Origin of the sequence: Blautia sp. 2227st1_G12_2227SCRN_220401 (assembly GCF_039062885.1) — a bacterium.
Classification (GTDB): Bacteria; Bacillota; Clostridia; order Lachnospirales; family Lachnospiraceae; genus Blautia_A; species Blautia_A fusiformis.
The window spans coordinates 27,409-51,537 of the sequence record NZ_JBCLNI010000024.1 but is presented as its reverse complement, the minus strand read 5'-3'; the positions used below and the strand labels follow the sequence as shown (position 1 = coordinate 51,537).

Sequence of the window (24,129 nt, the reverse complement as noted above, 5' to 3'; positions counted from 1 at the left end):
GTTGGAGTTCGGTTTGCTTTTAAGATTCCCTCTCTGTCCCATCTCTGAAGCGTTTTTACAGAAACACCTAATAATTCCGCAAAATCTTTTGGTTTATAATTTGTGATATTTGATGTGTCCATAATATACCTCCATAAGTATATTTAAACACATTTAATATCTTTTTGCAATATATTTAGTTACTTATATCATCCTCCTCAATATGATGGCGCTTTGCATAGCCGGTAAGCATCAGTGTCAGTGCACCGTCGCCGGTCACGTTGCATGCAGTTCCGAAGCTGTCCTGCAGTGCAAAGATGGTAAGCATCAGTGCAGTGCCGGAGCTGTCGAATTTCAGTATCCCGGTGATGATGCCAAGGGATGCCATGACGGTTCCGCCGGGAACACCGGGAGCTCCGATGGCAAAGATACCCAGAAGAAGGCAGAACAGAACCATGGTACCCGGCGTTGGAACGGAACCGTACAGGATCTTCGAAATCGCCATACAGAAGAAAACCTCTGTCAGAACGGAACCACAGAGATGGATGTTTGCAAACAGAGGGATCCCGAAGCTGACCAGATCCTTGCGGAGAGGTTTTGCCTTGGAGGCACACTGCAGTGCAACGGCCAGTGTGGCTGCAGATGACATGGTCCCTACGGCAGTCAGATAGGCAGGACCATAATGGCGGACAACCTCCAGAGGATTTTCTCCAGAATAGATTCCTGCAAGGATGTAAAGAAGAGCCATCCAGAGAAAATGCCCGGCAAGCACCAGTACGATGATCTTCAGAAAAACAGGCAGCTGTCTGGTGATGGTTCCCTCGTAGGCAAGGCCGCAGAAGGTAGTGCCGATAAATAACGGAAGAATGGGGATGATAATCCGAGCCACCAGAGAAAGAACGATTTTCTGAAATTCATCCAGGAGCCCAGTGATCAGCTTTGCCTTTGTCCAGGTGGCAGCAAGTCCCAGCATCATTGCAAAAACAAGAGCACTCATAACGGACATGATCTGCGGGATCTCCAGCTCAAAGATCACCTCCGGCAGCCGCTTCAGTCCTGCAGCATAGGAATGGATGGACAGATGTGGAATGATGAGAAAGCCAGAGGCTGTGGAAAAAAGCGCTGCGCCAACAGAGGAGCCGTAAGCGAGGACAACCGCAACACCCAGCATCAGCGAAGCATTTTTGCCAAGCCTGGTAATGGACGGAGCGATAAATCCCAGCACGATCAGCGGCACGCAGAAGGTAATGAGCTGGCCCAGAATGTACTTGATAGTAACTGTGATATTAAGAACTGCCATGGAGATTCCGTTGGTGCTGTACCGGTTCAGGATAAGCCCGGCTATGATCCCCAGGATCACGGCGACCAACAGCTTAAATGGCAGACTGTTGAAAAAAGATGTTTTTTTCATTGGAAAACCTCCTCGGATAGTATAAAATAAAGCCAGAGTTTATTATAAAGGTATTTGATAAAAATCACAAGGAGGGTCAAATGATTTATCTGGATAACGCGGCTACAAGCTTTCATAAGCCGGACTGTGTGCTGCGTGCTGTGGTGGAAGCAATGCAGCATGCAGGAAACAGCGGAAGGGGCAGCAGCGGCGAAGCAATGGCAGCCTCAAGGCTTATTTTTAATACAAGATGCCAGATCGCAGAGATGTTTGACGTATGGGGACCGGAATGTGTGGCCTTTACATCCAATGACACGGAAGCGCTCAATATCGCCCTGCAGGGAACACTTCATCCAGAGGAGGGAACTATCCATGCGATCTGTACGGAGATGGATCACAACAGTGTGCTCCGTCCGCTGTACCGCCTGGAAAAAAAGGGCATGAAGCTTACGATCCTGCCGGCAGACCGCAAGGGACGGATCTCCCTTACGGAGCTTGAAGCAGCCATCCGTCCGGAGACGAAGGTGATCGTCTGTACCCACGCTTCCAATCTGACAGGAAATCTCAATGATATCCATGCCATCGGTGAGATCGCACAGAAGCACCAGAAGCTTTTTATTGTGGATGCTGCTCAGACAGCAGGAGTATTTCCGATTTCTATGAAAAAAGATCATATAGATATTCTTTGCTTTTCCGGACATAAGGGCCTTATGGGCCCACAGGGCACAGGCGCCATCTGTGTCCGGCCGGGGGTATCTGTGGAGCCTCTGAAGGTAGGCGGAAGCGGCGTCCTCACCTTTCAGAGAGAGCATCCGCAGGATATGCCGGAGACACTGGAGGCAGGCACCCTGAACAGTCACGGGATCGCAGGTCTTGGCGCAGCCATCAGCTGGATTACCGAAATTGGAACAGAACAGATCCGAAAAAGAGAGCAGCAGCTGATGTGGCGTTTTTATGACCAGGTAAAGGAAATTCCGGGAGTCACCCTGTACGGGGATTTTTCCAGGGAAGAACGCTCCCCTGTGGTGACTCTGAATATTGCAGGGATGGACTCGGCAGAGGTGGCCATGGTCCTTGATGAAGAGTACGGGATCAGTGTAAGAGCCGGCGGCCACTGTGCACCGCTGATGCACAAAGCACTGGGAACCGAAAAAACAGGAGCCGTCCGCTTCAGCTTTTCTTATTTTAATACGGAAGAAGAGGTGGACACTGCTGTCGGGGCGGTAAAGGAGCTTGCCGCGGAATAAACAGCGAAAGACGGACAGAAAGGACACAGAGAATGTATCAGACAATATATGATGTGGTAGAAAAAAGAGGGCGTGTAAAAACAGGAATCCTTCTGAACGGAAAGGATGCCGGGCTGAAATATCTTTTGGAAGAAAACAGCTTTTTTTATCCGGAGGGAGCAGAAAGAAATAAAGAAGCAGAAGAATTCCTGAAGGCTTCCGTGGAAGCAGCTGTGGAAACCGGCGTTGTGAAAAACGGAGACCGGGAGATATTTGTGGAAACCTACGAGAAGAATCCCAGGCTGATCATACTGGGTGGCGGCCATGTTTCTCTTCCGGTAGCAGAGATCGGCAGGATGCTGGGCTTTCATGTAACAGTCATGGATGACCGGGAGGAATTTGTGACGGAGGAAAGATTTCCCATGGTAGATGAGAGAATCTTTGGAGATTTTGATACCCTGTCCGACAGGATCCCTCCCTATGAAAATGCCTACTATGTAGTGGTGACACGAGGCCATCTGGGAGATTCCGCCTGTGCAAGAGCGATCCTTAAGAGACCCTTTGCATATTTCGGAATGATCGGAAGCAGGACAAAGGTGCGGATCACCAGGGAAAAGCTCCTGAAAGAGGGCTTTATGGAGGAACAGCTGGATCAGATCCATGCCCCCATCGGACTTCCCATCGGAGGACAGATGCCGGCTGAGATCGCCGTGAGCATCATGGCAGAGATCGTGCAGGAAAAGAACCGGCATTTCCGCACCTACTGTGATGAGGAGGTGGAGGCAGCAGTACGCCGCAGGACACCGGGAACCATGGTCACGATCATCGAGAAGAAGGGCTCCTCACCAAGAGGAACTGGGAGCAAGATGTTCGTATTCCGGGACGGAAGCACGGCAGGAAGCATCGGCGGCGGAAAAGTGGAGTTTGAAGCCGGAAAACACGCAGTAAATATCCGAAATACGGAAACAAAGGTTTACGAGCTGGGACAGGGGGCAGGAGATCTGGGAATGATCTGCGGCGGAACTGTCCGGGTGCTTTTTGAGCCGGTAAATATGTGAAAGAACCGGCCAGGACTTGCATAATATTGCAGAATCGTGTATATTGGACGCAGAGAATTTTTTACCGGCGTATAAGGAGGAATCAGATAACATGAAGAAAAAATGTATTATGGCTTTGATAATAGGCGCGGCTTTCCTTGCACAGGGCTGTGGATATGAGGAAGGAACCGATGCAGTGGTAACAGTAGTAGATTCCACACCGACGCCGGAGCCCACAGAGAAGCCGAAGGCAACTGCAACACCTACACCAGAAGCAGCGGCAGCAGATTCCACAGCAGACGGAACAGCAGCGGCAGCGGATTCCACGGCAGACGGAGCAGCAGCGGCAACAGATCCCGCAGCACAGACAGCAGCTACGGAGCAGACCCCAAGCGGCATTAACGTACAGGCACAGGATGCTACTTACTATGCAGTGGAGGGTGTGAATTTACGTTCTGACGCCAACGCAGAGGCAGAATTTGTGGCAGGTGTCCTTTCCGGAGAATCCCTGAAGTGTACCGGTGTCTGTGACAATGGATGGATTCGTGTGGATTATAATGGCCAGACCTGCTACGCATCCGGTGATTATGTCAGCACAACACCGCCGGTGGGCGCAGTGGCAGCAGATACTACCGCAGAAGATACTACCACAGAAGCAGCACAGTAGAGCACAGACTACAGGCTTTGACCAGATCAGGGAAATCCTGATCCTGCTTTAATTGCAGATATCTCCTTGATATAATAAAAAACAGGCAACTGTATCCGATGAAAGAACATCGATACAGGTAGCCTGTTTTTTTGTTTCGGCATATAGTCCGTTCAGAACACAAGGATCATGCCAGCGGATCGTACCCGCAGATCATTCCGGATAAACAAGACGGTCCGGCTTGATATCGTAGAGAACCTCGTTCAGGAATTTCTTTGCCAGATATTTTGCCATGCCAAGGTTCATATCCAGATAATTTCCGCAGTCCTTGGGAGAAGCTCCCGGGATCTCACCCTCAAAATCGCGGATAAATTCAAACATCTCGATCATCAGCGGAACGATATCTCTGGATTCATAATCCCCGTTAAGAAGAAGATAATTTCCGGTACGGCAGCCCATAGGACCCCAGTAAATGACCTTCGGGCCAAACTCCTTATGGTTCCGCAGGAAGGTAGCTGCCAGATGCTCCATGGCGTGAAGCTCGGCTGTGTTCATAACAGGCTCCTCATTGGGAGAAGTCATACGGATATCGAAGGTAGTGATCACCTGATCTCCAACCGGATCCTTACGTGAAACGTATACGCCAGGCTGAAGCTTGATATGGTCAATGGTAAAACTTGTGATCTTTTCCATGTTGATTCCTCACTTTCTTATATGTACGGAGCCCATAATAAGCTCCATACATGATTTTAGCAGAGAACCGGAAGAGATACAAGGCAAAACAAAGGGAATCCTGCACCTGGTTCCGTGCAAAGTTGACTTTATGAAAAGATGATGTTAAACTGAGAAAAGCTTACAGGGGGAGAGTGAAAAGCTCACCTGAAAATGCCGGAACAGGCGTTTTCGGGATCTGATAAGGAGGACTTATAAATATGAAACGTAAGGTTTTAGCCGTATTATTTGCGACAGCTCTTACCGCAGGAATGCTTTCCGGATGCGGAAGCACAGACAGTACTTCTGACAAAGCAGACCAGAAGGAAGAATCTCTGGAGAAAGAAACCTCAGAAGGACAGACAGGCGTAGATGAAGAGACAGCAGCCAATGCAGTATCCGAGGAGGAGGCTGAGGCGGCAGGCTTTTCAGACCATGAAGAAAGCGCCGATGATCAGGAGGCTTCCGGTGATGCAGAGGACACCTCACATGAAACCGAAGCTTCTGCAGACAGCTCCGCAGACAGTACAGAGGATACAGACAGCGCAGACGGAGAATTTTCCGATGGTTCCGAGGATGCACAAATGGCAGGAACAACTGTGATCGATACCAGCCAGCAGCTGACAGGAACCCATCATGCTGCCATCATCGTAAAGGATTATGGCGAGATCGATGTAGAGCTGGATGCAGACACCGCACCCATCACAGTCACAAATTTTGTAAAGCTGGTACAGGACAATTTTTATGACGGTCTGACCTTCCACCGGATCATTGACGGATTTATGATCCAGGGCGGAGATCCAAACGGAGACGGAACCGGCGGAGCAGAGGATACCATCAAGGGCGAATTTTCCAGCAATGGAGTGAAGAACGATATTTCTCATGTAAGAGGAACCATTTCCATGGCCCGCAGCACAGATCCGGACAGCGCAAGCTCTCAGTTTTTTATCGTACAGTCCGATTCCACACATCTGGATGGCGACTATGCTGCATTCGGACACGTGACCTCCGGGATGGACATTGTAGATCAGATCTGCAAGGATGCCAAGCCGACAGACGGCAACGGAACCATTGCAAAGGATCAGCAGCCGGTGATCGAGAGTATCCGTATGGTTGACTGACAGGAGGGAGAAGGATGCTGAAAGGGAAAACAGTGCTTCTTGGCATCACAGGAAGTATTGCTGCATACAAGATCGCATATCTGGCAAGTGCATTACATAAGCTTCATGCAGATGTCCATGTACTGATGACAGAGAATGCAACGAACTTTATCAATCCGATCACATTTGAAACACTGACCGGGAATAAATGCCTGGTGGATACCTTTGACCGGAACTTTCAGTTCCAGGTAGAGCACGTATCCATTGCCAAGAAGGCAGATGTTGTGATGATCGCACCAGCCAGTGCAAACGTGATCGGAAAGCTGGCCAACGGCCTTGCGGACGATATGCTCACCACTACGGTAATGGCCTGCAGGTGTCAGAAGATCCTTGCACCGGCCATGAATACCGCCATGTATGAGAATCCCGTGGTGCAGGACAATATCCGGAAGCTGAAAAACTACGGATATGAGGTGATCACACCGGCCAGTGGCTACCTGGCATGCGGGGACACCGGAGCCGGAAAAATGCCGGAGCCGGAAACCCTTCTGGAATATATCCTGAAGGAAGCCGCCTTCCAGAAAGACCTTGCCGGCAAAAAGCTCCTGGTAACGGCAGGACCTACCCAGGAGGCCATCGACCCGGTCCGCTGTCTCACCAACCATTCATCCGGAAAGATGGGATACGCCATTGCAAAAATGGCTATGCTCAGAGGAGCGGAGGTTACGCTGGTAAGCGGACCTACTGCCATTGAGCCGCCCCTTTTTGTGAAGGTCGTACCTGTGACATCCGCCAGAGATATGTTCGAGGCAGTGACCGGCTTAAGTGATGAACAGGATATCATCATCAAGGCTGCCGCAGTGGCAGACTACCGTCCGAAGCAGGTCAGCGAAGACAAGGTTAAGAAAAAAGACGATCAGGCTTCCATAGAGCTTGAGAGGACAGACGACATTCTGAAATATCTGGGCCAGCACAAGAAGCAGGGTCAGTTCCTCTGCGGATTTTCCATGGAGACCAGAGACATGCTCCGTAATTCCAGAGCCAAGCTTGAGAAGAAAAACCTGGATATGGTGGCAGCCAACAACCTGAAGGTAGAGGGCGCCGGATTCCAGGGAGATACCAATGTCCTGACTCTTATCACACAGGATGAAGAAGTGTCCCTCCCGCTTATGAGCAAGGAGGATGCAGCGTTAAAGATCCTGGATAAGATCCTTCTGCTTACCACAAAGGCAGAAGCATAGCTACAGAGCCGGTCAGGGAACCGGTTTTAACAACGAAAAGCGGAACAAAAAGATCACCGCTTTCCATCACCGTATTGTATCCGCAGAAAACGCCGGGAAATGCTGTATTTCCGGAAATATTCACAGAGCGGAACGGTAACAAGGAGGAGAAGAAATGAAAAACAACAGATTTACAACAGCGCAGCTTACGTTACTGGGCCTGATGGCAGCGATCCTTCTGCTGATGGCCTACACACCACTGGGATATCTGAACATCGGGCCACTGGCCATTTCCTTTAACGTGATCCCGGTAGCCATCAGTGCAGTCGTCCTCGGACCCGTAGGAGGAGCCGTGGCAGGTGCGATCTTCGGCCTGACCAGCTTTCTCCAGTGCATCGGAGTAGGCGGCTCCAGCGCAATGGGAGTTGTGCTTTTCGGTATCAATCCGGTATTTGCCTTTATCCAGCGCTTCATCCCACGTCTTCTGGACGGTATCTGCCTCGGATATATTTTTAAAGGCATGCGAAAAGTCAGCAATACCTATGTGGCATGTGCAGTAACCGGATTCTTTTCCGCATTCCTGAATACCCTGTTCTTCATGGCAGCACTTGTAGGACTGTTCGGAAATACCGATTATGTAAAAAATCTGATGGGCGGTCATAACATCATCATCGGCTGCTGTCTCATGGTAGGGATCAATGCAGTATGCGAAATGATTTCCTCCACAGTGATCACAGGAGCAGTGGGAGCTGCACTTTCCAAGGCACATCTGATCCCATCCGCACAGATCAGCCGTGAGAAGACAAAAGCATAAAGACAGGGAAAATAAAATTATGATATTAGCAATTGATATTGGAAATACCAACATAGTTGTGGGCTGCATCGATGACCAAAAAACATATTTCATCGAGAGACTTGCTACCGTAAGAACAAAAACAGAACTGGAATATGCCGTAGATCTGAAAACCTTACTGGAAATCTACCACATCAAAAAGGCAGACATAGAAGGCTGTATCATTTCATCTGTAGTCCCGCAGATCACCAACATTGCCAAGCTGGCAGCAGAAAAGATCCTCAAAAAAGAAGTCATGGTCCTGGGACCAGGAGTAAAAACAGGTCTGAACATCATGATGGACAACCCCGGACAGCTGGGCGCGGATCTTGTGGCAGACGCTGTGGCAGGATTAAATGAATATCCGGTTCCGTTTATTGTGATCGATATGGGAACTGCCACTACAGTGTCGGTTGTCAACAGCAAAAAGCAATACATTGGCGGAATGATCCTTCCTGGCATCGGAATATCCCTGGATGCACTGACAGCCAGAGCATCCCAGCTCAGCGGGATCAGCATCGATGCCCCGAAGCATGTGATCGGGCGCAATACCATCGAATGCATGAAAAGCGGCGTGCTCTACAGCAACGCAGCAGCCATCGACGGGATCATAGACCGGGTGGAAGAAGAGCTTGGTGAGAAAACAACCGTGATTGCAACAGGCGGTCTTGCAAAAAAAATCATTTCTCACTGTAAGAAAGAAATTATTCTGGATGAGGATCTTCTGCTCAAGGGACTCCTTGTGATCTACAAAAAAAATAAATAAAAACAACAAAAAAATCAGCTGCCGGTGCAGGAAATACCTACCGGACAGCTGATTTTTTTATTACGCAAATGCTCTGCGGAAATCCTCAGGCACAGGTGCCAGGAAACACATAGGCTCCCCGGTGATGGGGTGTGCAAATTCCAGCTGGAAGGAATGCAGGGCCTGGCGTCCGATCCGGTCAAAAACCGGATGATACAGAAAATCCCCCGGCAGCGGACAGCCGATATACTTCATATGCACCCGGATCTGATGAGTCCGCCCCGTATCCAGATGCAGCTCCACAAGAGCATATCCGTTGCTGACCGCAAGACGCTCATAATGAGTCACGGCAGCCTCCCCTCGCTCAAAATTAACCTCCCTTGTGATCACAGAAGCATCCATTCTGGCAACAGGAGCGGAGATCGTCCCCCTTTCCGGCGGGATCCCGTCAGTAAGTGCAAGATAGGTACGCCGGATCTGGCGTTGCTTCATCTGGGCGGAGAGAAGAGCCCCGCTCAGAGGATTCTTGGCCAGCACCAGCACCCCGGTGGTATCCCTGTCCAGCCGGTTGATGCAGCGGTAGACAAAAGCCTTCCCCTGCTGCTTATAATACCAGGCAACACCGTTGGCAAGCGTATTCTCGTAGTTCCCGGCAGAGGGATGCACAGGCATATCAGCAGGCTTGTTCAGCACAAGGATATCCTCATCCTCATACAGGATATCCAAAGGCAGCGGCACCGGAATAATAGAAGGCTCCGCTCCGTCCCCGGTCTCTTCCGGAACAAGGATCCGAAGAACATCCCCCTCCCTCAGGACCGTTCTGCCAAAAGCCGGCTGCCCGTTCAGCAGGATTGCCTGCTCCGCCCGCTTCATAGTAGTCAATATATGTTTGGAAAACCCCTTCTTCCGAAGAAATCCAAGAACATTTTCCCCGGAATCCCCGGTTGAGATCGTATAGGTAATAATTCTCTCCATAGAAAAAATCCTTTTCTGAAATTTAGCAGGCCAAAAGCCAGATCACGCGGCCTGCGGGTATAGTATAGCATTTGGGGAGGGAAATGTCGAATAGGCATAAAAAAAGAGCTGGTACAAGAGGAAACATACTTGGACAGCTCGTGGATTATGGGATTTGTGTCGCTTATTATCTTCATTAGTCACAGACCAAAAAAGATATATTTTACAGCCATATGTAAGAATACCATTGATATTTTCCTTTGTCAAGGCGTGCCAAAGACATGAAGCATGCTAATAATGTCGTTTTTTAAGCATCATATGCAGCAGTTTTCTATCAAAAAGTAAATAAACAGTCTGATAATCATCGAAATCTAACATTAGTGGTCACAAAAAGTGGTCACTTTTTTCTTGCGTAAATCCGCGTAAAATCAATACTTTTCAAGCTTTTTTCCTTTTTCTTTCCAATTATTAGTGGTCAAAATCGTGGTCAACTGTGCCGAAAAAAACAGCATTTAACAGTGTTTCAAGCTCTTTTTCGCTAATGAAGATATTAAGCGATACCTGACAGCAGAAAGAGATGCCATGAAAACAGGATACAGTATCAAAACATGGAAAATGCGGCTCTTTTGTCCGGAAAAGCAGATGATCGAAACAACCGAAGCCCTGTATCGGGAAGCCGTAGCCTTTTACTATGAGCTCCTGAAAGAAAGAGAAGAGCTCTGGGCCGAAAATCTGCTGACCATCCAGGGACATCTGGAAAAACTCACTGTTCCCGGAAGAGACGGAAGAGAACCAAAGTACATCCCGCCAGGCGGAAAGCTCCCCGTTTACTTTCGGAGATCTGCCATGAACAAAGCTGCAATGGCAGTAAAGACCGCTGCAAGCGCTGAAAGCTTCCCCGAAAAGATCGATGCCAATATCACCTTTTTCAAGGGAATGTACAGAGACCTGACAGACACCTCCGTAGTGCTGAAGCTCTGGAACGGAAAGAAATGGATCTGGGTATCCTGTGGACTTACAGGACGTCCCTTCCCCAAGGAAGCGGCGATCCTTTCACCAACACTGGTCCATGAGGAAAAATGGCTCATGTTCCATGTACCTGTCAAGCAGGAGAACTCCGATGCCCGGACAGCAAAGGAACGAATGCAGGAAGGCGCTAGAGTATGCAGCGTCCGCTTTACCAATACGGACAGCTTTGCAGTATGCACAGTTCTGGATGAAGAATCCAGGCAGCTGGCTGTAAAAAACTGCAGAGGTGGAAATGCATACCGACATCATTGCAAAGCTTTGATGAAAAAAGTAGAAGCATCCAGGGCATTTACCGATAAAGACAACGTCAGTCAGCCAAACAGGAAATATTACATGCATCTCAAGCACCTGAATGAACATTATGCACATCAGGTCAGCAAGGAGATCATGGATTTCTGCAAGGAAAATCACACCGGGATACTGGTACTGCCGGAGTATAATGAAGATTTTTCCAGGATATCCATGTACAGAAGCGGCAATTATTCGCCCCTTCACTTAAGTATCCGCATCCGGAATTATCTGAAATACAAAGCCTGGGCAGAAGGAATCCTGGTACTTGAGCTGCGCGCCGACGGAACAGAAAAGCAATGTTCCATCTGCGGAGCCACCGGAAAAAAACAGGGTAGCGTATTCATTTGCCAGAACGGCCATCAGGTCAACCGCTTCCTGAACGGCGCCCGAAACCTGGGCCGCAAATGCCAGGAAAGCTTCCGGAAAAACAATAAACCAAGTTAATAAGCGGCAGGAATGCCTCTTATATATAAATGCTGAGCAATCAGCAAGAGAGGAAGCGCCAGTGACGCCTCCTTTCCGGTTGAATACCGCCAGGCGGCCCAACGCAGGCGTCGCCGAAGAACTGTGCCTTTGTGGTGCGGGGTGTATTCGAAGTTATAAAAATGTGAAATGTGTGGAAGAATCGCTACGGATAGCGGTGCTTGCAGTGGCAATAAAAAAATAGGTATGAATAATTGGGCCAAACTGAGATTTGATTTTACTTTTGTGTTCATATAAGAACCATAGAGTAAGGATGGTATAGAGGAATGAATTTGAAATAGGTACAAGATATATGTTATCGATGTGATAATTCTCAATGTATACGGAAATGAATTCATAAAGAGACAAGTAGCTTTTTTATTACTATGAAATTAAATAAATTGATGACTCATGCCTATTAAGGAATATTATTCGGTTATAGAGGAGTTTGGGGTATGAAAATTTTGCTTTTAGGAGCAGCCGGCTTTATTGGAACTAATCTTACAATTGAGTTAGCTAAGAATACGAAAGATGAAATAACACTAATAGATAGAAATATAGATTTTTTTAATCCGATTATTAATATGAATTTAAACAATGTTCATATTGAAGAAGCGAGTTTGACGGTAGACATGGATTTTGATTCAATTCTTAAAAATCAAGAGATAGTTTATCATTTGGTGAGCACGACAGTACCAACAACTTCGAATCAGCATATATCCCAGGAACTAGTATCCAATGTTATCTTCTCTGCAAATTTGTTTGAGGCATGTATTCGATGTGGTGTTAAAAAGGTTGTGTTTATTTCTTCTGGAGGAACAGTATATGGCAGAGAAGCTGATTGTCCTCTGAAGGAAAAAACAGCAACGAATCCGATATCTTCGTATGGAATTCAAAAAATTACAATAGAAAAATTACTATATCTTTATAGATATATGTACGGATTAGATTATCGTATTATCCGACTTGCAAATCCGTATGGGCCATATCAAAGGCCAAATGGCGTTTTGGGAGCAGTGACAACTTTTACATATAAGGCGCTTAAAGGAGATGAAATTACAGTTTATGGAGATGGTTCTGTAGTACGTGACTTCATCTATATAGATGATGCAATTAGAGCAATTATGAAAATTGTTAAAGGTGAAAGTAAGCATAGAACGTTTAATCTTGGTTGTGGATATGGAACAAGTATCAAGAAAGTTCTCGATACAATTGAGAAAGCGTTGGGAATAAAAGTGAACGTTTCTTATGTAGAGGGACGTAAAGTGGATGTGCCTGTTAATTATCTCGATATTAGTCGGTATGAAAAATATTATGGTGCACTTAATCCAATTCCGTTGGAAGAGGGAATTAAAAGAATTTCGGATTTTATGAAAAAAGAATATGGTTTATAAAAATAAGAGTTAAGAGGATATAAGATGGAACGAGTTGCAGTTATAATGGGTAAAATGCATTCCGGCGGGAAAAAGAATCTTGTTATGGAGTATTATAGAAATATTGATAAAACAAAAATACAGTTTGATTTTTTCTGTGACACAGACTCGAATGCTATTCCAAAAGATGAGATTACTAAGTTGGGGGGCAGAGTGTATCAAATTGCACCATATCAGAACATTTTGAAAAATATGAGCCAGATGAAAACTATTTGCAAAAAGAATAATTATAAGATCATGCATGCGTATAACGGAACAATGAATTTGTTCTCAATGTTTGTTGGTTGGCAATGTGGAATTCCAATTCGTATTAGTGAAAGTATATCTATGGCGCACAGTGCTGATAAGAAAACAATACTCAAAAATATTTTGAAACCATTTTCAAAATTATTCGCAACTAACTTCATGGCGAATGGTGAAGTTTGTGGACGTTGGCAGTTTGGTGATAAGCTATTTGATGAAGGAAAAGTTAGAGTATTCAAAACGGTTATTAATACCGAAGCTAATAAGTATAACGAGGAACTCAGAAATGCAACTCGGGAAAAATATGGTGTTGAGGATAACATTGTAATTGGACATATTGGTCGTTTGACAGAACAAAAGAATACACTTTTCATTATTGATATCTTTAATGCACTGGTAAATAAAGAACCAAAAGCAAAGTTATTAATAATTGGCGATGGAAATCTTCGTGAAGCAATGATTGCAAAAATCGATGAATATGGGATAAAGGATAAAGTCCTTTACTTGGGAAGAAGAGAAGACATTCCTCAGTTTTATAATGCGATGGATTGTTTTCTGCTTCCAAGTTTATATGAAGGTTTGCCAGTTGTGGGTGTAGAAGCAGAAAATTGCGGACTCCCTATGTTTTTTTCAACAGAAATTCCAAAGGAATCTAGTGCGTGTGATGATTTGGGTGTCTTTATCTCGCTAGAAAAGAGCCCAGATGAGTGGGCTGATGAAATTCTTCAAGTTGTAAAGAAGAATATACCTATCAGAAAAGGAAAAACCGAAGAAGTAAAAGCGGCCGGATTCGATTCTAGTGTTGAGGCAAATGAACTGTTGAAGTATTATGAAGGTTTAATTGCTTCGATGAATTGAATTTTTGTTGGTGTTGTAAATTTAGGATTGAAGAAATTCGAGTGTGTTATTGACGAAATTGTATTGCTATAAAATGTTTTTATGCAGCAAGTTGGTAGTGTTGATTGCTTCAATTGATGACAAATCACGAGATTTCTACAATATAAAACAGTTAAATTCTATATTTATGCTTTGTTACGCAGAGGAAAGGTATGGTTTTAAAATTGAATAATAATCCATTGATTAGTGTTGTTGTACCAATATACAATGTTGAAAAATATTTAAGAAGATGTGTTGAGAGCATAAGATGTCAGACTTACTCTAATTTGGAGATTATATTAGTGGATGATGGATCCCCAGATAGTTGTGGGAAAATCTGTGATGCTTACAGGAATACTGATAATCGAATAAAAGTTATTCACAAAAAAAATGGAGGACTTTCGGATGCAAGGAATGTTGGCATAAAAATAGCTCAGGGAGAATACATCACTTGTATTGATAGTGATGATTTTATTTCGCCATTTTTCATAGATAATTTATGGACTGCAATACAAGAAAGTAAATGTGAGATAGCTACAAGCTGGTTTGTTGATTATTATGAAGGTGATGATATCACAGAGTCAAAAAAACTTGATATAAATGATGTACAAGTTTTAAATAAAGAGGAGTTCTATAAAAAACTTCTTTACCAGGATGGCGTTGAAATTTCAGCTTGGGGAAAGCTATACAAGGCAGAGTTGTTCAAAGGGGTTGAATATCCTACCGGAAAGCTTTATGAAGATATTCCTACTACATATTTGCTTGTGGAAAAGGTAACAAAAATAGCAGTTATCCCTAATATTGATTACTTTTATTTTCAAAGAAAAACAAGCATTGCTCAGGCAAATTTTTCCTTGCAGAAAATGGATGCTATAAATCACATGAATGATTTTAGAAATTTTATTACTGTAAACTACCCATTGCTAAAAAAGGCGGCAGAATGTAGATATTTTAGCGTTTTATGTAATATTTTATTTCAAATTCAAAGTCCCGAATTTAAACAGCAACAAGAAGAGTTATGGAATGAAATAAAAAAATATAGATATAGTGTTTTGAAAAATAGATACGGAAGAAAGAAAGCAAGAGTGGCGGCCCTTCTTTCATATGGGGGATATAAATTTTTGTATAAAATTTATGTAAGTACACAGAAGTCTGTTATTTGATGTATATTCACACTTGATGATAATATAAACGAAATCTAAATAATAAGTAATGTATCAAAAAGTAGAAGGAGAAGTTTGCTTAATGGAAATAAGGGCGACAATTGTATGTTGTTATAATCAAAAATCAATTTTTAACGAAATGATTCGCTCATTAAACGAACAGTCGGAAAAAGTGAAAATTATTGGGATTAATAATTCTGATGGAAGATTTTCGTCTTGCAGTGCGGCATTTAATTCAGTCATGGATCAAATCCACACAAAATATGTAATTTTTTCACATCAAGATATAATATATAATACAGATGATAGTTTATCACGCATAATTGATTACTTTGGGAAAATTGATTTATACGATATAGTAGGCGTAGTAGGGCGAAGCTCATTAACTAAAGAGAGAATTGGAAATATAAAACAGGGAAGGGACAAGAGACGAGCAGTTAGTGGAAAAGTAGAAGGTATTGAAAAATGTGATACCGTTGATGAATGCTTTTTTGGTGGTTATACGGAGTGCTTTAAAAGGTATCCATTTTCAGAGAAACTGTGCAATGGATGGCATATGTATGCAGTCGAAAGATGCTTGGCAGCATTAGAACGCGGTAATAAAGTATATGTTGTAGATGCTGATTTGACACATTTATCTGGAGGAAAAACAGATCACTCTTATAATGTAACATTTTATAGAATAAGTAAGAGATATAAAGCGACCGTAAAGTATCTGGCAACGACTTGTGAAGGTGCGCCAACAACAATGGGACTTCGAGAGCTATACTATATTAAGAGAGAACTTCATGTATTAAAAAGGGATTTTTTGCAAGCAAGAGGTATAAGATAATGGCAAGAAAATCTATTGCGTTAAATTCAATATTTAATACGGCATACAAAGGATTTACAGCGCTTTTTCCACTTTTAACTACCACATATATTGCTCGAACATTATTACCTGAAAAAGTGGGTCTTGTATCGTATGCTAATACTATAGTTGTTTACTTTACGACCATTGCATCACTTGGAATTCCTAACTATGGTGTAAAAGAAATTTCAAAATGCGGAGAAAACATTGAAAAACGAAGTAAAACATTTTCTGAGTTATTTTCTATAAATTTTGTTTCTACAGCTATTTGTATATTTTTGTATTATGTTTTTGTAAATCTGTTCCCATATTTTCAAAACCAGAAACCAGCACTTAATACAATGGGATTAATGCTAGTATTTAATTTTTTTAATGTTGATTGGTTCTATCAAGGAATTGAGGAATATGGAATTATAGCTACTAGAGGTATGGTTGTAAAGATAGTTTCTTTTATAGCCATGCTTTTGTTTGTTAAAAAACCAGAAGATTATCTAAAGTATGCTCTAATTCTTTGTATGGCAACAGCTGGAAACTATATTTTTAATATGGTAATCCTTAGAAAATTTGTTGTATTCAAAAGATATATTTTAAATGTTAGACATCATCTCAAACCAGTATTTATCTTACTAGCTTCTACGATTGCTACAGAACTATATATGGCTCTGGATACGGTCATGTTGGAGTATTTCCATGGTAGTTCCAATGTTGCATATTATTCTAATGCAACTAAAATTGTCAGAATGATTTATACAATGGTAATTGCTTTTGTAGCAACATTTTATCCTAGAATAGCATATTATATTCAAAACGATAAGAGAAATGAAAGTGATAAGCTTGTTGAAAAGGGGTTCGATATTATTTTGCTGATAGCCTTGCCATGTGCGTTTGGTTTAATGTCGACTGCAAAGTATATTATACTAATTTTGTTTGGAAATCAATACATGAATTCTATTCCTGTTTTGAAAGTTTCTAGTGGTTTGGTTTTTGTTTTTTCAGTAGCGTATTTGCTCGGACATGTTATCCTTATGGCATCTGGGCAGGAAAAGTATATTCTTAAAGCGACAATAATTGGAGCAATACTTAATGCAATACTTAATACATGCCTTATTCCGAAGTATGCAGAAAATGGTGCGATTATTGCATCTGTGATGTCAGAGGTAACGGTTACTTCTGTACTTATTTTTTATTCTAGGAAAAATTTCTCTATTTCAAAAGATAAATCTTTTGTTGGAAGTATTGGATTAAGTATTTTATTGATGATAATAGGAATCGCAGGGGTGAAAAAATATTTTCTATTTACAAATTCGATTGTTTTTCAGTTTATAGAAATTATTCTAGTAGCTGTTTTAATATATGGTGTAACTTTGATTTTGACAAGAAATAAATTGCTGATTGAAGCGAAAAATTTGATAGTTAGGAAAATATTGGGAAGGAGATAAATTGAAAATGGTGGCTGTAACAATACCTTTGGCGATATTGGGATTAATCATATATGCCTACTGGATATGGAATAAGTGCTCATTGGCCTTTCCATTCACGATAATTTTTTTGATTGAAATTGCATGGGGGATATTATCAATTATATGGATTGATAGTGGTATATATATTACAGAACAATTAAGAGATTCTTATACCACTGGAGCTGCAATAAGATACATATTACTTATGTTGCCATTTGCATTGGTATTTCCATATACTTTGCAAAAGAAAATATTACGTAAACAGTACAAAACTGTTAAATTTGAAATTCCAGGAGTCTCATTGGATAGTATTATTTGGAATTTATGCTTAATTTCTGTCGGATATATTTTCCTTGATTTAATGATTTCTGGTATACCATTATTAAGTAGTAGTGTTAATAAAATAGACTATTATACTAAATTTTCAAAACTTCCATTGGCGAGTACATTACATAATTTTATTATGCCATTTGCAATGTTGTTGTCAGGTATAAGATTTTCAAGAAGTATGCGAAAAAGTAAAGAATACTATAAATCATTAGCTGTAGCTGGTTCAATTATGGTTATTCAAATTTTAATGGATAATAAATTTTATGGATTATACGATTATGCAATTTGGTTTTCGATTCCTGTAATTGGAACGTATATAAAGAAAAAAATTGATGAAAAACGTGTAGCAAAAATCCCTTTTAAATATATTCTCATTACTTTGGTGATTTTAGGGATTCTATTAGGAATATGTTATAAACAATATGCACGATTAAACACAGATCCTTTTGCTGCACTTTTAAACAGAATTTTTTCACTTCAATCGCACACTTTTTGGGGAATTGATCTTTTAGCTCAAAAAGGAAAATTATCATTTGACTTTGATTGGATTTGTAAAGAAGTTTTAGCTGGTATTTCCGGAACCTCGTTAACAAATGGTGATTTTGGAATTGGGCGAGTGATGTATTTGGTAACTAAATCAACATATGCTTATGATATGTTAAGAAGTGGTGTGCAATTTGCAGGAAGCTTTTTAACAGTATCTCTTAGCTATGCGGGGTATATTGCTACTTTTGCATATTCTTTTATCATTGGATATATTACTGCAAGTATATGTGCAGTTTTTTATACCTATTTAAAAGGAAAAGATTTAGTCATGCTTTTTTTCTGTTTTTTATTATATAGAAGAATGTATGAATATTTTAGAGTTGGAAATCTTTCAATTATTTTGAGTTGGAAAATGGTGATACTCTTTATAATTCTTTTTGGAAGCACAAAAATAGTTTTGGGACGGCGAACTCAAGTAGAAACAACGATTTAAGGAGAAAGAATATGCAAATGAAAACATCTGTCATAATGACAGTCTATAATGGCTCTAAATATTTATTGGAGATGCTTGAATCATTGAGAAAACAAACTAGAGCTATTGATGAACTTCTCATATTTGATGATCGTTCAACTGATTCAAGCCAAATGATAATAAAGACTTATATTTCTAAATATAGGTTGAATAATTGGAAACTAGTTGTAAATAAAGAAAACAAAGGATGGGAAAAAAATTTTACAGATGGAATAAGTACAGCTACAGGAGATATCATATTCCCATGTGATCAGGATGATATATGGCATCTTGATAAAATTGAAAAAATGTCAACTGCGTTTGAAAATAATGATGACATTCTTCTTTTGGTATCTGGATATCATGCCTTCAGTGAAAACGGCGGGAAAATGGCTACTCAACAAAATGTACGGACGGAATCGGAAGATATAGTAAGTAAGATTGTATTTGACGAGAAATACTATCAAATACTCAGGCCAGGTTGTACAATGGCTTTTCGAAAAGAAATCATGCCTGCTTTTAAAACTTTATGGAAGGAAGGTACTCCGCATGATGCATTACTTTGGACGATTGCCTCGATACAGCAGAGATTATATTTATATCAAGGGACATTTATAGAATATAGAAGACATGATTCTAATGCGTCAAAGAATATATCACATGGATATAAATATAAAGTTAATGAGATAGAACGTACTGCATTAGTGAATGAATGGTATTTAAGTACATATGATGGGGATTTGCAAAAAAGAAAAACAATTGAATGTTGTACAAAGTGGTGTACTTTTAGAAAAAAACTTATTGTTGACAAGAAATTGGTTTACTGGATTAGATTGTGGCCTTTGAAAAAATATTATTTGAAACCTAAAAAGTATTTAGGTGATTTGTATTACTATCTTGTCAGATTGGGGATGAAAGAATGAAATTTGCTTATTTGATTATGGCCCATAATGAGCCATATGTATTGGAAAAGCTTATTCGAATGTTAGATTATCCGGATAATGACATATACATTCATATAGATGAAAAATCGCAGTTGATCAACAAAGATGCTCTTTACACAAATTCGGCACATTTGGTAGTAATACCGTCTCGAAATGTGACGTGGGGAGGAGTAAGTCAAGTAAATATTGTTTTAGATCTTCTTGCAGAAGCACTTAAAACTCAACATGATTATTATCACTTGATTTCTGGTGTAGACCTTCCTTTGAAAAAGCATTCAGATATGGTGGCATTCTTTGAGAATAACAACGGAAAAGAATTTATAGGTATTACACCGAATTGGGCAGAAAGCCCTTCCATTGCTAAAAGATATGAGTTACATTGGTTTTTTCAAGATAAAATTGGGAAAAAGAAAAATATTCTTTGGGTGCTATCAAGAATTATCACAAAAATTGAAATGATGTTTAGGTATAAAAGATATAAGAATGAGAAAATTCATTTTTATGGTGGGCCAGGATGGTTTAGTATAACTGGAAAAGCGGCAACTTATATATTGAATCATGGAGAATGGGCAAAAAATCGCTTTAAAGAAACAATATGTGGCGATGAAATCTTTATACAGACAATTATTGGAAATAGTGCTTTTGCTGAGAATATCTTTAATAAAGAAAGTGGAGATTCGTATGCTGAATGTTTAAGATATGCTAGATTTAATGGGCCTTCACCATTTGTTTTAAATATCGCGGACTATAATGTATTAGTTAATTCTAATTGTATTTTTGCCAGGAAATTTGGAACATCATTACCAGAAGAAAAAGAATTGGTTGATAAGATATTTGACATGTACAAATAGCACCGAATCTATTTTATTCAAAGTAAAATTAAGTAAGGAATACTTTCTACTACGATTGAAAAAATAAATATCATTATGAGAGAATAGCTGAAATAAAAAATAGTTCCGTGTAGACTGAATTCCAGAGAGAATTGAAAGTTTACACGGCATATTTTAAATGCTAATATATAGTTTATAACGAAAATAAGACAAACAAAAAAAGGAGTACAAGAAAAATGAACCTATCAAAAATACACCACATCGCAATCATCGTATCCAACTACGAATCCGCAAAGGATTTCTACGTAAACAAGCTTGGCTTTTCCATCATCAGAGAAAACTATCGTTCAGAGCGCAGGGACTGGAAGCTGGATCTGCGTGTGGATGAACACACGGAGCTGGAGATTTTTGCAGAACCAAATCCACCGAAGCGGGTGAACCGTCCGGAGGCTTGTGGTCTGCGTCATCTTGCTTTCTGTGTGGAGAGTGTGGAGCAGACGGTGAAAGAGTTGGCGGAGGTCGGAATCGAATGTGAGCCGATCCGTGTGGATGATTTTACCGGCAAGAAGATGACATTTTTTCATGACCCGGACGGATTGCCGCTGGAGCTGCATGAGTAAGAGGATTGGAACAAATGATATTTCGTAAGGCAGTAAAAGATGATTTTGACAACATAAAATCTCTGTACTGGGAGCTGATCGACCAGGAGCAGGGGGATCCATCGTTTCCACATTGGAAGAAGGGTATCCATCCTTCTGATGAAATGCTGCATAACAGTATTGATAAGAAAGAACTGTATGTTCTGACAGATGGCGGCGAGATGACCTTCAAAATGTATGCGCTGGTTTTGTGATCTATGGGTGAGAAAAGAGCGTATAAACCAAGAAAGCCCGGAGGTGGCCGCAGGAAATCAAAGCCGGAGTATGATGCCGAGAAGATCCTTAAGGAGCTGATGGATTCTGCTGTTGTGCTTTATGATGCCGGGATGTCTTTGCAGGCCATTGCTGATGAGCTGGGTCTGAACCCGATCAAGGTTCGGAAGCTGCTTATCACGGCTGGTGTGTATGTATCGGATATGGCGGAGAAGGTGCAGGTGACCTTTGATGATTTCAGAAAAACACAGGATCATAAAGCTGCTGTCCTTTCAACTGCAAATGCTCTTGGCCTGTCCAGGTCCTCTGTTACTTCATATCTTCCGTACAAAAAGGGTGTGTATTTTCCAGGTACAGCACCGGCAGATAAGATCAGTGTTGGAGCCGAGCGGCAGCGGAGGTACAGAGCGATGAAGCGTTGGAGGAATGCCCCAACAGAAGAAGGATCAGCAGATGTTCGTATAACAGCGAGATCAAAATGAAATAATGGTTGACAGAACTGGGAAAGAACGTACTGTTCGAGCAGGGCTTGCATATGTTGCATGAAGTAAAACAGCCATCAACTTGTTATTTGCTCTGTGAAATGATAAAATCAAAATAAAACAGGTGAGTTGTAACCTCGTGCTTGAGGAACAGCTTCAGAAAGGAGTCTGAATAGCATGGGAAGATTTGTGAACCCGGACAACAGTGCATTTCAGGTTGCTCTTAACTCCAGAATATATGTGGATAAGACTGGCCTGATCGAGTACACAAACAGTGTTCTTGATACAACAAATGCTTATATCTGCAATAGTCGGCCGCGCCGGTTCGGAAAATCTTATGCAGCTAATATGTTGGCTGCGTATTATAGCAAAGGCGCAGATTCTGAGCAGATGTTTTCTGGATTGCAGATAAGCAGGGAGGCCGACTTTAAAAAGCATCTTAACAAGTATGATGTGATCCGAGTGACTTTGGAACATAATTGTATAATAAAAAACACAAAATACAAAGACTGCCGCAGGTTTCGCGCCTGCGGCATTTTCCAGTTTGTACAAAAAACACAGAAAATATATTGGAAAAAGAGCGGGAAAAGGGTATAATGTCAGAGAAAGTGTGATTGATAAAATACAGACGTTTTTTTCTGCTTTGTCAGGTCATAAATAAGTGAGGCGGAGGATGTAACAATGGAACAGCAGCATATGTTTACCAACCGGATGATCCGTAATCTTCTGGTGCCGGTAGTGCTGGAACAGATTTTGAATTCGATAATGGGAACCGCAGATACCATGATGGTCAGCAATGTGGGATCTGCGGCTCTTTCTGCGGTATCGTTGGTGGATTCCATCAATGTGCTTCTGATCCAGGCTTTTTCGGCGCTGGCAGCGGGAGGCGCCATTGTCTGCGCCCAGTATATCGGACAGAGGAATTATGAGAAGGCGAATATGTCTGCCAGGCAGGTGCTTTTTATCATCACAGCGATCTCTGTAGTGGTGTCTGCAGTCTGTCTGATCTTCCAGAAGCCGCTTTTGAGGCTGATCTTCGGTGCGGTGGATGCGGATGTTATGCGTGCATCGGAAACCTATTTCTTTTTCACGGCACTGTCATTCCCCTTTATTGCGGCTTATGATTCTGCGGCTTCGATCTTTCGTGCCCAGGAGAATACCAAGGGGCCTATGGCCATCTCCATGATCTCCAATATCATGAACATTGGCGGAAACGCGGTTCTGATCTGGGTTTTCCACCTTGGTGTTGCAGGAGCGGCGATCTCCACACTGGTTTCCCGTATTTTCTGTGCAGTGGTTGTTCTCTGGCAGCTGCGTAAGGATCGTCAGCCTGTCGTTGTGAAGGATTACCTGAAGATCCGACCGGACTGGAGCATGATCGGACGGATCCTGGGACTTGGGATCCCTTCGGGAATTGAGAACAGTATGTTTCAGCTTGGAAAGCTTGCCATCCAGTCTACGGTTTCCACACTGGGAACAGCAGCCATTGCAGCGCAGGCAATGACCAATATCCTTGAGAACCTGAATGGTATCGCAGCCATCGGAGTAGGTGTGGGCCTGATGACCATCGTAGGCCAGTGTCTTGGTGCCGGTCGCAAGGATGAGGCGGTCTATTACATAAAAAAACTCTGCGTCATTGCAGAGGCAGTTATTATCGTAAGCTGTCTGATCGTGTATATTTTGGTCAGACCGGTGACGATCCTTGGCGGAATGGAGAGTACCAGTGCAGAAATGTGCATCCACATGATCACATGGATCACCATCGTAAAGCCTGTGGTATGGACAATGGCGTTCGTGCCGGGGTATGGTCTTCGTGCAGCCGGTGATGTGAAGTTTTCCATGATCACCTCCTGCTGTACCATGTGGGCATGCAGGTTCTGTCTCTGTGTTTTCCTGATCCGTGTCCTGGGCTTCGGGCCTATGGGTGTCTGGATCGGAATGTTTGCAGACTGGACTGTTCGTGGGATCATTTTTACCTGGCGTTTCCACAGCCGTAAATGGCTGGAGCACAAGGTAATCTGAAAAGG

Annotated in this window: 24 protein-coding genes and 1 pseudogene; 21 read left to right on the top strand and 4 right to left on the bottom strand. The window is 42.3% G+C overall.

The genetic code is table 11. The features are described from left to right. Together ABCM67_RS12280 and ABCM67_RS12275 are read right to left on the bottom strand one after the other, a co-directional pair. A partial coding sequence (locus tag ABCM67_RS12280; RefSeq protein ID WP_129974604.1) for a MerR family DNA-binding transcriptional regulator occupies window positions 1-107 on the bottom strand: 107 nt, incomplete at its 3' end. A 68-nt stretch (window positions 108-175) separates the two neighbouring features. Beyond that, complete coding sequence (locus tag ABCM67_RS12275; protein ID WP_147603028.1) at window positions 176-1,390, bottom strand: dicarboxylate/amino acid:cation symporter; 1,215 nt, start codon at window positions 1,388-1,390, stop codon at window positions 176-178. Between the two features lie 80 nt (window positions 1,391-1,470). On the opposite strand from ABCM67_RS12275, the gene ABCM67_RS12270 reads away from it, so the two are divergent. From ABCM67_RS12270 to ABCM67_RS12260, 3 genes are all read left to right on the top strand, one after another. Continuing rightward, the gene (locus ABCM67_RS12270; protein ID WP_147603027.1) at window positions 1,471-2,616 is read left to right on the top strand and encodes an aminotransferase class V-fold PLP-dependent enzyme; all 1,146 of its coding nucleotides are present in this window, start codon (window positions 1,471-1,473) and stop codon (window positions 2,614-2,616) included. 32 nt (window positions 2,617-2,648) lie between these two features. After that, window positions 2,649-3,653 carry an XdhC/CoxI family protein gene (locus tag ABCM67_RS12265; protein WP_147603026.1) on the top strand — a complete coding sequence of 335 codons (1,005 nt, stop codon included), beginning with the start codon at window positions 2,649-2,651 and terminating at the stop codon, window positions 3,651-3,653. Between the two features lie 91 nt (window positions 3,654-3,744). Beyond that, a complete protein-coding gene (locus tag ABCM67_RS12260) occupies window positions 3,745-4,299 on the top strand; it encodes an SH3 domain-containing protein (RefSeq protein WP_129974831.1) in 555 nt (184 codons plus the stop codon). A gap of 192 nt (window positions 4,300-4,491) precedes the next feature. Here ABCM67_RS12260 and ABCM67_RS12255 read toward each other — a convergent pair whose 3' ends face one another. Then, complete coding sequence (locus ABCM67_RS12255) at window positions 4,492-4,971, bottom strand: S-ribosylhomocysteine lyase (RefSeq protein ID WP_015524777.1); 480 nt, start codon at window positions 4,969-4,971, stop codon at window positions 4,492-4,494. Between the two features lie 290 nt (window positions 4,972-5,261). Here ABCM67_RS12255 and ABCM67_RS12250 point away from each other — a divergent pair, with 290 nt between their 5' ends. From ABCM67_RS12250 to ABCM67_RS12235, 4 genes are all read left to right on the top strand, one after another. Next, window positions 5,262-6,110, top strand: coding sequence for a peptidylprolyl isomerase (locus tag ABCM67_RS12250; RefSeq protein WP_342992893.1), 849 nt, complete (start codon window positions 5,262-5,264; stop codon window positions 6,108-6,110). A gap of 14 nt (window positions 6,111-6,124) precedes the next feature. Beyond that, complete coding sequence (gene coaBC, locus ABCM67_RS12245) at window positions 6,125-7,330, top strand: bifunctional phosphopantothenoylcysteine decarboxylase/phosphopantothenate--cysteine ligase CoaBC (protein ID WP_147603024.1); 1,206 nt, start codon at window positions 6,125-6,127, stop codon at window positions 7,328-7,330. Window positions 7,331-7,484: 154 nt separating this feature from the next. Beyond that, window positions 7,485-8,123 carry an ECF transporter S component gene (locus ABCM67_RS12240; protein ID WP_059085617.1) on the top strand — a complete coding sequence of 213 codons (639 nt, stop codon included), beginning with the start codon at window positions 7,485-7,487 and terminating at the stop codon, window positions 8,121-8,123. A gap of 19 nt (window positions 8,124-8,142) precedes the next feature. Beyond that, a complete protein-coding gene (locus ABCM67_RS12235) occupies window positions 8,143-8,907 on the top strand; it encodes a type III pantothenate kinase (protein WP_021651710.1) in 765 nt (254 codons plus the stop codon). 60 nt (window positions 8,908-8,967) lie between these two features. On the opposite strand, the gene ABCM67_RS12230 is transcribed toward ABCM67_RS12235, so the two are convergent. Further along, window positions 8,968-9,861: an RluA family pseudouridine synthase gene (locus ABCM67_RS12230; protein WP_342992892.1), complete on the bottom strand. Its 894-nt coding sequence runs from the start codon at window positions 9,859-9,861 to the stop codon at window positions 8,968-8,970. Between the two features lie 561 nt (window positions 9,862-10,422). Between ABCM67_RS12230 and ABCM67_RS12225 the strand changes: the two genes are divergently transcribed. From ABCM67_RS12225 to ABCM67_RS12160, 14 genes and pseudogenes are all read left to right on the top strand, one after another. Then, window positions 10,423-11,604, top strand: coding sequence for a zinc ribbon domain-containing protein (locus ABCM67_RS12225; protein ID WP_173745954.1), 1,182 nt, complete (start codon window positions 10,423-10,425; stop codon window positions 11,602-11,604). A 473-nt stretch (window positions 11,605-12,077) separates the two neighbouring features. Beyond that, entirely contained in the window at window positions 12,078-13,016 is a 939-nt protein-coding gene (locus ABCM67_RS12220; protein ID WP_173745955.1) for an NAD-dependent epimerase/dehydratase family protein, read from the top strand. 24 nt (window positions 13,017-13,040) lie between these two features. Beyond that, window positions 13,041-14,156, top strand: coding sequence for a glycosyltransferase (locus tag ABCM67_RS12215; RefSeq protein ID WP_173745956.1), 1,116 nt, complete (start codon window positions 13,041-13,043; stop codon window positions 14,154-14,156). A gap of 191 nt (window positions 14,157-14,347) precedes the next feature. Then, window positions 14,348-15,337 carry a glycosyltransferase family 2 protein gene (locus ABCM67_RS12210; protein ID WP_173745957.1) on the top strand — a complete coding sequence of 330 codons (990 nt, stop codon included), beginning with the start codon at window positions 14,348-14,350 and terminating at the stop codon, window positions 15,335-15,337. An 82-nt stretch (window positions 15,338-15,419) separates the two neighbouring features. Beyond that, window positions 15,420-16,169, top strand: coding sequence for a glycosyltransferase (locus ABCM67_RS12205; RefSeq protein ID WP_173745958.1), 750 nt, complete (start codon window positions 15,420-15,422; stop codon window positions 16,167-16,169). Further along, window positions 16,169-17,626 (top strand): flippase, encoded by a 1,458-nt coding sequence (locus ABCM67_RS12200; RefSeq protein ID WP_173745959.1) that lies wholly within the window; start codon window positions 16,169-16,171, stop codon window positions 17,624-17,626. The genes ABCM67_RS12205 and ABCM67_RS12200 overlap by 1 nt, the downstream gene beginning before the upstream one ends. Window positions 17,627-17,633: 7 nt before the next feature. Beyond that, on the top strand, window positions 17,634-18,956 hold the full coding sequence (locus ABCM67_RS12195) for a DUF6418 domain-containing protein (RefSeq protein ID WP_173745960.1): 1,323 nt from the start codon (window positions 17,634-17,636) through the stop codon (window positions 18,954-18,956). An 11-nt stretch (window positions 18,957-18,967) separates the two neighbouring features. Beyond that, on the top strand, window positions 18,968-19,897 hold the full coding sequence (locus ABCM67_RS12190) for a glycosyltransferase (protein WP_173745961.1): 930 nt from the start codon (window positions 18,968-18,970) through the stop codon (window positions 19,895-19,897). Further along, a complete protein-coding gene (locus tag ABCM67_RS12185) occupies window positions 19,894-20,769 on the top strand; it encodes a beta-1,6-N-acetylglucosaminyltransferase (protein ID WP_173745962.1) in 876 nt (291 codons plus the stop codon). Before ABCM67_RS12190 ends, ABCM67_RS12185 begins: the two co-directional genes overlap by 4 nt. A 215-nt stretch (window positions 20,770-20,984) precedes the next feature. Then, window positions 20,985-21,368 (top strand): VOC family protein, encoded by a 384-nt coding sequence (locus ABCM67_RS12180; protein WP_173745963.1) that lies wholly within the window; start codon window positions 20,985-20,987, stop codon window positions 21,366-21,368. 14 nt (window positions 21,369-21,382) lie between these two features. Beyond that, window positions 21,383-21,601 (top strand): hypothetical protein, encoded by a 219-nt coding sequence (locus ABCM67_RS12175; RefSeq protein WP_173745964.1) that lies wholly within the window; start codon window positions 21,383-21,385, stop codon window positions 21,599-21,601. A gap of 3 nt (window positions 21,602-21,604) precedes the next feature. Continuing rightward, window positions 21,605-22,102, top strand: coding sequence for a hypothetical protein (locus ABCM67_RS12170; RefSeq protein WP_173745965.1), 498 nt, complete (start codon window positions 21,605-21,607; stop codon window positions 22,100-22,102). Window positions 22,103-22,279: 177 nt separating this feature from the next. Then, window positions 22,280-22,576: pseudogene (locus ABCM67_RS12165) on the top strand (AAA family ATPase); the annotation flags it as partial. 207 nt (window positions 22,577-22,783) lie between these two features. Further along, window positions 22,784-24,124, top strand: a complete 1,341-nt coding sequence (locus ABCM67_RS12160) for an MATE family efflux transporter (RefSeq protein WP_021651731.1) — start codon at window positions 22,784-22,786, stop codon at window positions 24,122-24,124. Window positions 24,125-24,129 lie beyond the last annotated feature (5 nt).

What these genes read in the sequence shown, in the direction of transcription:
- ABCM67_RS12220 (WP_173745955.1), top strand. Translation starts at nt 12,078, where the DNA reads ATGAAAATTTTGCTTTTAGGAGCAGCCGGCTTTATTGGAACTAATCTT.
- ABCM67_RS12255 (WP_015524777.1), bottom strand. Translation starts at nt 4,971, where the DNA reads ATGGAAAAGATCACAAGTTTTACCATTGACCATATCAAGCTTCAGCCT.
- ABCM67_RS12160 (WP_021651731.1), top strand. Translation starts at nt 22,784, where the DNA reads ATGGAACAGCAGCATATGTTTACCAACCGGATGATCCGTAATCTTCTG.
- ABCM67_RS12260 (WP_129974831.1), top strand. Translation starts at nt 3,745, where the DNA reads ATGAAGAAAAAATGTATTATGGCTTTGATAATAGGCGCGGCTTTCCTT.
- ABCM67_RS12200 (WP_173745959.1), top strand. Translation starts at nt 16,169, where the DNA reads ATGGCAAGAAAATCTATTGCGTTAAATTCAATATTTAATACGGCATAC.
- ABCM67_RS12180 (WP_173745963.1), top strand. Translation starts at nt 20,985, where the DNA reads ATGAACCTATCAAAAATACACCACATCGCAATCATCGTATCCAACTAC.
- ABCM67_RS12185 (WP_173745962.1), top strand. Translation starts at nt 19,894, where the DNA reads ATGAAATTTGCTTATTTGATTATGGCCCATAATGAGCCATATGTATTG.
- ABCM67_RS12265 (WP_147603026.1), top strand. Translation starts at nt 2,649, where the DNA reads ATGTATCAGACAATATATGATGTGGTAGAAAAAAGAGGGCGTGTAAAA.
- ABCM67_RS12250 (WP_342992893.1), top strand. Translation starts at nt 5,262, where the DNA reads ATGCTTTCCGGATGCGGAAGCACAGACAGTACTTCTGACAAAGCAGAC.
- ABCM67_RS12210 (WP_173745957.1), top strand. Translation starts at nt 14,348, where the DNA reads ATGGTTTTAAAATTGAATAATAATCCATTGATTAGTGTTGTTGTACCA.
- ABCM67_RS12270 (WP_147603027.1), top strand. Translation starts at nt 1,471, where the DNA reads ATGATTTATCTGGATAACGCGGCTACAAGCTTTCATAAGCCGGACTGT.
- ABCM67_RS12190 (WP_173745961.1), top strand. Translation starts at nt 18,968, where the DNA reads ATGCAAATGAAAACATCTGTCATAATGACAGTCTATAATGGCTCTAAA.
- ABCM67_RS12240 (WP_059085617.1), top strand. Translation starts at nt 7,485, where the DNA reads ATGAAAAACAACAGATTTACAACAGCGCAGCTTACGTTACTGGGCCTG.
- ABCM67_RS12225 (WP_173745954.1), top strand. Translation starts at nt 10,423, where the DNA reads ATGAAAACAGGATACAGTATCAAAACATGGAAAATGCGGCTCTTTTGT.
- coaBC (WP_147603024.1), top strand. Translation starts at nt 6,125, where the DNA reads ATGCTGAAAGGGAAAACAGTGCTTCTTGGCATCACAGGAAGTATTGCT.
- ABCM67_RS12230 (WP_342992892.1), bottom strand. Translation starts at nt 9,861, where the DNA reads ATGGAGAGAATTATTACCTATACGATCTCAACCGGGGATTCCGGGGAA.
- ABCM67_RS12235 (WP_021651710.1), top strand. Translation starts at nt 8,143, where the DNA reads ATGATATTAGCAATTGATATTGGAAATACCAACATAGTTGTGGGCTGC.
- ABCM67_RS12275 (WP_147603028.1), bottom strand. Translation starts at nt 1,390, where the DNA reads ATGAAAAAAACATCTTTTTTCAACAGTCTGCCATTTAAGCTGTTGGTC.
- ABCM67_RS12175 (WP_173745964.1), top strand. Translation starts at nt 21,383, where the DNA reads ATGATATTTCGTAAGGCAGTAAAAGATGATTTTGACAACATAAAATCT.
- ABCM67_RS12195 (WP_173745960.1), top strand. Translation starts at nt 17,634, where the DNA reads ATGGTGGCTGTAACAATACCTTTGGCGATATTGGGATTAATCATATAT.
- ABCM67_RS12205 (WP_173745958.1), top strand. Translation starts at nt 15,420, where the DNA reads ATGGAAATAAGGGCGACAATTGTATGTTGTTATAATCAAAAATCAATT.
- ABCM67_RS12215 (WP_173745956.1), top strand. Translation starts at nt 13,041, where the DNA reads ATGGAACGAGTTGCAGTTATAATGGGTAAAATGCATTCCGGCGGGAAA.
- ABCM67_RS12170 (WP_173745965.1), top strand. Translation starts at nt 21,605, where the DNA reads ATGGGTGAGAAAAGAGCGTATAAACCAAGAAAGCCCGGAGGTGGCCGC.